The sequence below is a fragment of the Mesorhizobium sp. M8A.F.Ca.ET.021.01.1.1 genome, assembly GCF_003998025.1.
In the GTDB taxonomy this organism is placed as follows: domain Bacteria; phylum Pseudomonadota; class Alphaproteobacteria; order Rhizobiales; family Rhizobiaceae; genus Mesorhizobium.
In genome coordinates this window covers 1-5,612 of record NZ_RZSJ01000419.1, presented here as the reverse complement: position 1 = coordinate 5,612, position 5,612 = coordinate 1, and the positions used below count along the sequence as shown (strand labels likewise).

At 61.0% G+C, this 5,612-nt stretch carries 7 protein-coding genes and 1 tRNA gene; 2 read left to right on the top strand and 6 right to left on the bottom strand.

Going from position 1 to position 5,612, the window contains the following annotated elements; genetic code table 11:
• Positions 1–1,169, bottom strand: a 1,169-nt coding sequence (gene tuf, locus EOA36_RS25735; protein WP_127279960.1) for an elongation factor Tu, incomplete at its 3' end; no start/stop codon positions are given.
• A gap of 293 nt (positions 1,170–1,462) precedes the next feature.
• On the opposite strand from tuf, the gene EOA36_RS25730 reads away from it, so the two are divergent.
• Positions 1,463–2,350 (top strand): DMT family transporter, encoded by an 888-nt coding sequence (locus EOA36_RS25730; protein ID WP_127279959.1) that lies wholly within the window; start codon positions 1,463–1,465, stop codon positions 2,348–2,350.
• 107 nt (positions 2,351–2,457) lie between these two features.
• On the opposite strand, the gene EOA36_RS25725 is transcribed toward EOA36_RS25730, so the two are convergent.
• On the bottom strand, positions 2,458–2,715 hold the full coding sequence (locus tag EOA36_RS25725; RefSeq protein WP_127279958.1) for a GlsB/YeaQ/YmgE family stress response membrane protein: 258 nt from the start codon (positions 2,713–2,715) through the stop codon (positions 2,458–2,460).
• Positions 2,716–2,845: 130 nt separating this feature from the next.
• Here EOA36_RS25725 and EOA36_RS25720 point away from each other — a divergent pair, with 130 nt between their 5' ends.
• Positions 2,846–3,310 (top strand): YidB family protein, encoded by a 465-nt coding sequence (locus EOA36_RS25720; RefSeq protein WP_127279957.1) that lies wholly within the window; start codon positions 2,846–2,848, stop codon positions 3,308–3,310.
• A gap of 77 nt (positions 3,311–3,387) precedes the next feature.
• On the opposite strand, the gene EOA36_RS25715 is transcribed toward EOA36_RS25720, so the two are convergent.
• The 4 genes from EOA36_RS25715 to EOA36_RS25700 form a co-directional block, all read right to left on the bottom strand.
• A tRNA-Gly gene (locus EOA36_RS25715) sits at positions 3,388–3,461 on the bottom strand.
• A gap of 131 nt (positions 3,462–3,592) precedes the next feature.
• Positions 3,593–4,201, bottom strand: a complete 609-nt coding sequence (locus EOA36_RS25710) for an isochorismatase family cysteine hydrolase (RefSeq protein WP_127279956.1) — start codon at positions 4,199–4,201, stop codon at positions 3,593–3,595.
• An 11-nt stretch (positions 4,202–4,212) separates the two neighbouring features.
• Positions 4,213–4,623 carry a DUF427 domain-containing protein gene (locus tag EOA36_RS25705; RefSeq protein ID WP_127279955.1) on the bottom strand — a complete coding sequence of 137 codons (411 nt, stop codon included), beginning with the start codon at positions 4,621–4,623 and terminating at the stop codon, positions 4,213–4,215.
• A gap of 388 nt (positions 4,624–5,011) precedes the next feature.
• Complete coding sequence (locus tag EOA36_RS25700) at positions 5,012–5,443, bottom strand: hypothetical protein (protein ID WP_127279961.1); 432 nt, start codon at positions 5,441–5,443, stop codon at positions 5,012–5,014.
• Positions 5,444–5,612 lie beyond the last annotated feature (169 nt).

Below are 5,612 nucleotides of genomic sequence, written 5' to 3'. Positions count from 1 at the left end.
TTGATGGTGACGACGATGCCGGCACCGACGGTGCGGCCGCCTTCACGGATGGCGAAGCGCAGCTTCTCTTCCATGGCGATCGGCACGATCAGCTCGACATCGACCGTGATGTTGTCGCCGGGCATCACCATCTCGGTGCCTTCCGGCAGCGACACGATGCCGGTCACGTCGGTCGTGCGGAAGTAGAACTGCGGACGGTAGTTGGTGAAGAACGGCGTGTGACGGCCACCTTCGTCCTTGGTCAGGATGTAGGCTTCGGCCACGAACTTCTTGTGCGGCTTCACCGTGCCCGGCTTGGCCAGAACCTGGCCGCGCTCGACACCTTCACGATCAACGCCGCGCAGCAGCGCGCCGATGTTGTCGCCAGCCTGGCCCTGATCGAGCAGCTTGCGGAACATTTCCACGCCCGTGCAGGTCGTCTTGGTCGTCGGACGGATGCCGATGATTTCCAGTTCCTCGCCGACCTTGACCACGCCGCGCTCGACGCGGCCGGTCACGACCGTGCCACGGCCCGAGATCGAGAACACGTCTTCGATCGGCATCAGGAACGGCTTGTCGAGCGGACGAACCGGCGTCGGGATGTAGGCGTCGACCTGAGCCATCAGCTCGCGGATCGCGTCCTCGCCGATCGTCTTGTTCGAATCTTCGAGTGCGGCAAGCGCCGAACCCTTGACGATCGGAATGTCGTCGCCGGGGAATTCGTTCTTCGACAGCAGCTCGCGAACCTCGAGCTCGACCAGTTCGAGCAGCTCGGCGTCGTCGACCTGGTCGACCTTGTTCAGGAATACCACGATCGACGGCACGCCGACCTGACGGGCAAGCAGGATGTGCTCGCGGGTCTGCGGCATCGGGCCGTCGGCGGCAGACACGACCAGGATCGCGCCGTCCATCTGCGCGGCGCCGGTGATCATGTTCTTCACATAGTCGGCGTGGCCGGGGCAGTCGACATGCGCGTAGTGGCGGTTCTCGGTCTCGTATTCGACGTGAGCCGTCGAGATCGTGATGCCGCGCGCCTTCTCTTCCGGCGCCGCGTCGATCTGGTCATAGCGCTTGTATTCGCCAAAATACTTGGTGATCGCAGCCGTCAGCGACGTCTTGCCGTGATCGACGTGACCAATCGTGCCGATGTTCACATGAGGCTTAGTGCGCTCGAATTTACCTTTTGCCATAGTCTCTTTCCTTGGACGGCCTGGACCTTCAGTTCAGTCGAATGCGGGGCGATTAGCGAGAAAGGCCAAAAAACACAAGCGTCTTTTGCCCGGGCGCCATCTCACTCGGCCAGAACCCATGATCCGATTGCGGGGATATGGCACCGATATAGGGACGCGACATTGAAAATGGAATGGGCGAAGGCCGACGGAGCAATGCGGGGTTTCCTGCGGCTTCTACATCCCTCACTGTTGGGTTTGTTGGCGGTCCATGGCCCATTGCGGCGACGATCCGCGTCTGATTTCCTACGCAGATGCATTTCATCCCGACTGCCATTCGCGGCCCGCTGTTCATGATCGTCTCGACCGGGTCGTATCTGGTCAACGACACGATGATGAAGCTCGCCACTGCCGGCTTGCCGTCCTACGAAGTGCTCTTCCTGCGTGGTGCCGCGGCAACGCTGTGGGGCTTTCCGCTGTTGTTTGCGCTCGGCTACGGCAAGCAAGTCCCTCTGATCTTCGACAAGCGGGTGCTGGGAAGGAACCTGCTCGAGTTGGCGGCGATCCTCTGTTACGTCGTCGCGCTCGCCAACATGCAGATCGCCGATTCCACCGCGCTGGGGCAGATCACGCCGCTCCTGATGCTGGTCGGATCCTCGATCCTGTTTGGCGAGCGTATCGGCGGCCAACGCATGGCGCTGATCGGACTCGGCTTCATCGGCGCGCTGATGGTGGCGCAGCCGACCATGCAAGGCATTTCGGTCTACGCCTTGCTGGCGCTCGGCAACGCGACATTCGCCGCCGCCCGCGATCTGGCCGGCCGCAAGATCACCGCCGAAGTGCCAGGAATGATCGTGGCGATCTCGGCGATCGTCGTGGTCCTGATCGGCGCCGGCGTCGCGCATCTGGTTTCCGAGCGCTGGGTGGCGCCGGAGGCGCATCACCTGCTGCTGATGGCGGGAGCCGGTTTCTTCCTGATCTTCGGCCACTTCTTCATCTTCATGGCCTACCGCGTCGGGCCGACCGGAGCGGTAGCGCCGTTCTACTACTGCTTCACGGTCTGGGCCGTCATTTCGGGCCTGCTGGTGTTTGGGCAATTCCCCAATGCACTGGCGGTCTGCGGCATCCTGCTGGTCGTCTGCAGCGGGCTGACCATCGTGTCGCTAGACCAGCGCAAGCGTCGGCTGGCCGTGGTCGCCTGATCCGCGGCGGCACGCCGGCATATGGCTTCCGATGCCGTGAGCGCAGGCAGCACCGACGGCGGATTATCGCAATTCGGGATTCGGCAGAGCTGGTAGTCTGCCGACGCCTAGATGGTCCGCTTGCCCGAGAACTGATGATAGGCCCACAACACCACGACGGCACCCACGACCGCGACGATCAAGCTGTAGATGTTGAGGCCGGTGACGCCCGAAGCACCGAAGGCACTGAAGATCAGGCCGCCGACAATGGCACCGACAATGCCGAGCACGATATCCATGATCATGCCCTGACCGGTCTTGTTGACGATCTTGCTGCCGATGAAGCCGGCGATGACGCCGAGAATGATCCAGCTGATGATACCCATTTTTTTCCTCTCCATCCCCCGCCAACCCGACATTTTCATATGAATGTCAAAACCACAAGCCAGCTTGAAATTCCGCCCGATTGCGCCATTGTTGACGATGGGCAGGGCTTGGCCAGATGGAGGATCCACTATGGGACTTTTTGACAACGCCGTTCCCGGCGGCAACATCACCAAACCGCTGATGATCGCGCTCGGTGCGCTGCTGGTCGGAAAGATGCTGAGCGGCAGAAGCGCCGAACAGCCGGACCAGCCTCGAGCACCCGTGCCGGCCGATCCCACTGCCGCCGGATCCGCATCTGGTGACGGCGGCCTGCTCGGCGGACTGGGCGGCCTGCTCGACAAGCTCAAGAATGCCGGCCATGGCAATGTCGCCGACTCGTGGGTCGGCACCGGCCAGAACCAATCGATCAACCCCAATGAGCTGGGCAACGCGATCGGACCGCAAGTCATTCGCGAGATCGCCCAACGGACGGGGCTCGACGAACAGGAGCTGCTCAAGCAACTATCGGCTGCCTTGCCCGGCATCGTCGACAAGCTGACGCCGAACGGCCAGGTGCCGCAGCAGCACCAGGTCGCGTCCGCGTTCAACGGCTAGCGCGGCGCACGCCAATGCCTGAAGCGCTGCGCGCCTGCCGCGCAGTGTTTCGGCTTGCCGATGTGTAGCTGAAAATCTGGAGCGGGTAGCGGGAATCGAACCCGCACCAAGAGCTTGGAAGGCTCATGTGATACCATTTCACCATACCCGCGCACGCACGCCCTAGCTATTCGACAAGGTTGCGAAGGTCAAGAAGCTCTCGCGACCCAATCGACATTGCACGCAAGGCCCGATGACTGAGGCAAGTCGTAGGCATCGAATGCTTGGCAGATGACCGGCAAGTCAGACCCAGTTCGAGAGAACCGTCTCCATCTCGACCGTCTCCACCTGCTGTGCGAACCGTTGGTGATAAACGGTCAACAGCGCGTCATGCGTGGCATCGGAAGAACTGCACAGCGCGTCCGTAACGAGAACCACGCGATAGCCGAAATCGATCGCTCCGAGCACCGTAGCCAGAACGCACACGTCGGTTTCGCCGCCGGTGATGACCAGCGTGTCGATGTCGCGTTCGTTCAGAAAGGCCCTGAGGTGACCTTCGAACCAGGGCGAGTATATGTGCTTGTCGATGATGGCCGCCGGCGGGCAGTAAGCGGCCAGTGCCGGCAACAAGTCGACCATTTCGGACCCGATATTTTCGATCGCCATCGAGGCCCAGCGCTCATAATAGCGCTTCCATGTGCCAACGCCCTGCCCGGGCTTTTGCGCGGGCAGGAAGCGCGTGAAGACGGTCTCTGGCGCTCGTCTTTCGACCAGGCTCTCGATTTGAGGGAGGACACGGGTGATCCAGGGGGTCGCCCATTGCGACGGCTCGGCAAACAGCCTTTGCATATCCACGCAGACATGCATGCATCGGCGCCCCAACGGACCATATGCCAAGCCCGGCATCGACATGGAAGATAATCCTATTCCATGACATGGGGGGTGTGCCGTTTGTCCTCCATCGGGTCGACATCGATGCGCGCCTTTCGCGGATCGAAAGCGCCATGACCTGCAATGGCCCGCGCTGCAGTATCGGGCGTCTCGTATGTCCACATGAAGTCGTCGGCCGAGCTACCGACAGCATGGACCCGCCAATAGCTCGCGGTTCCCTTGAGCGGTGAGCTGCTTGTGGTGTTGGTCTTTTCGAAAAGGTCGAAATAGATGTCCTCGAAAGGGACAAAGAATGTCGGCTCCTGTCCCTCTTCCCTGAGAACTTTCGCGTGCTCCGTGGCCGCGACCACGGCGTCGGAAAATCGCACCGTCACCGTTCCGGCAAACGGTTCTATGGTCAGTTGGCGAAAGTCGTGTCCTGAAGTTGCGGCTGAAGTTTGCATCAGAATTCTCCCTGGCTATCGTTTCGATCCACCAATGGAGACGAAATGCGCGGTGATGCATCAGGTTCCAGCTTGTGCGATTGAAGCCGAATGGACCGCTGAGCAGCGATTATCAGCTGCCGAAACTGTTGAGAAAGCACATCAACAGCCGCGAAACCTCTTGTGAGGCCTCACGTGTTGGAAGTGCCCGACAGCGTCCAGGACCAACCGTCTGTAGGACGCACAGTGCCCGTTTGCCGCCGCCGTCGCCGGCGGGACGCAGAAGGAGTAACGTGCAGCCGTTCGGCTATGCCACGAACACAGGGACTGATCGACAAGACGGATCAGGTGGGTCGCACCGTGCGGTCGCGAACAGATGACGGTCCTCACCTGAGCCGCCCGGCACGCATCAGAACATGATCCTTTGCCTCAACCAGGCAAGAAACCTGTTGCCGCCAATTGTCGCGCGGACCCGAGCGGCGGCCCACCCCGCTTTCATGGTGGCGCCTACGTGACAATCGCAAACGATGTCGTGCAGTTGCCAGTCATTCAGTTCGAAGAAGCGCTTGGCCTCGCCATAAGTGTCATCCCTTAGACCCGACGCGCGCAGCACCGGGTCTTCGAAGGCAACAGCGATCGCCGACCCTTCGCCGCGTGCCATGGCGCGTACCTCCGGATGCAGATGTTCGGTCCCTCTAAACGCGCCAAGGCATCGCTCGGGATTCTGATCGAGAAGTTCGGCCCATCGCGCGATCCGCTCTTCTCGGGTCATTTCCGAATGTGGCGCCGTGGATTCAATCCTGGCGACGGCCTGCAGTTGGTCGAGTGTCTGGTGTTTCATGGTCAACTCCTGTCGTGAAGGGAGAAGCGCCCACGCCTTCAAGGAAATTATCGCGCGGCTGTGCTTCGACAAGGCGCGAAACCGGAAGAATTCGGCGCCACCGAACGCGACTGACCGGATCCTAGAGCGTTTCATGTTTTGACGGAAGCGTATCCGGCGTTTTCGAAGT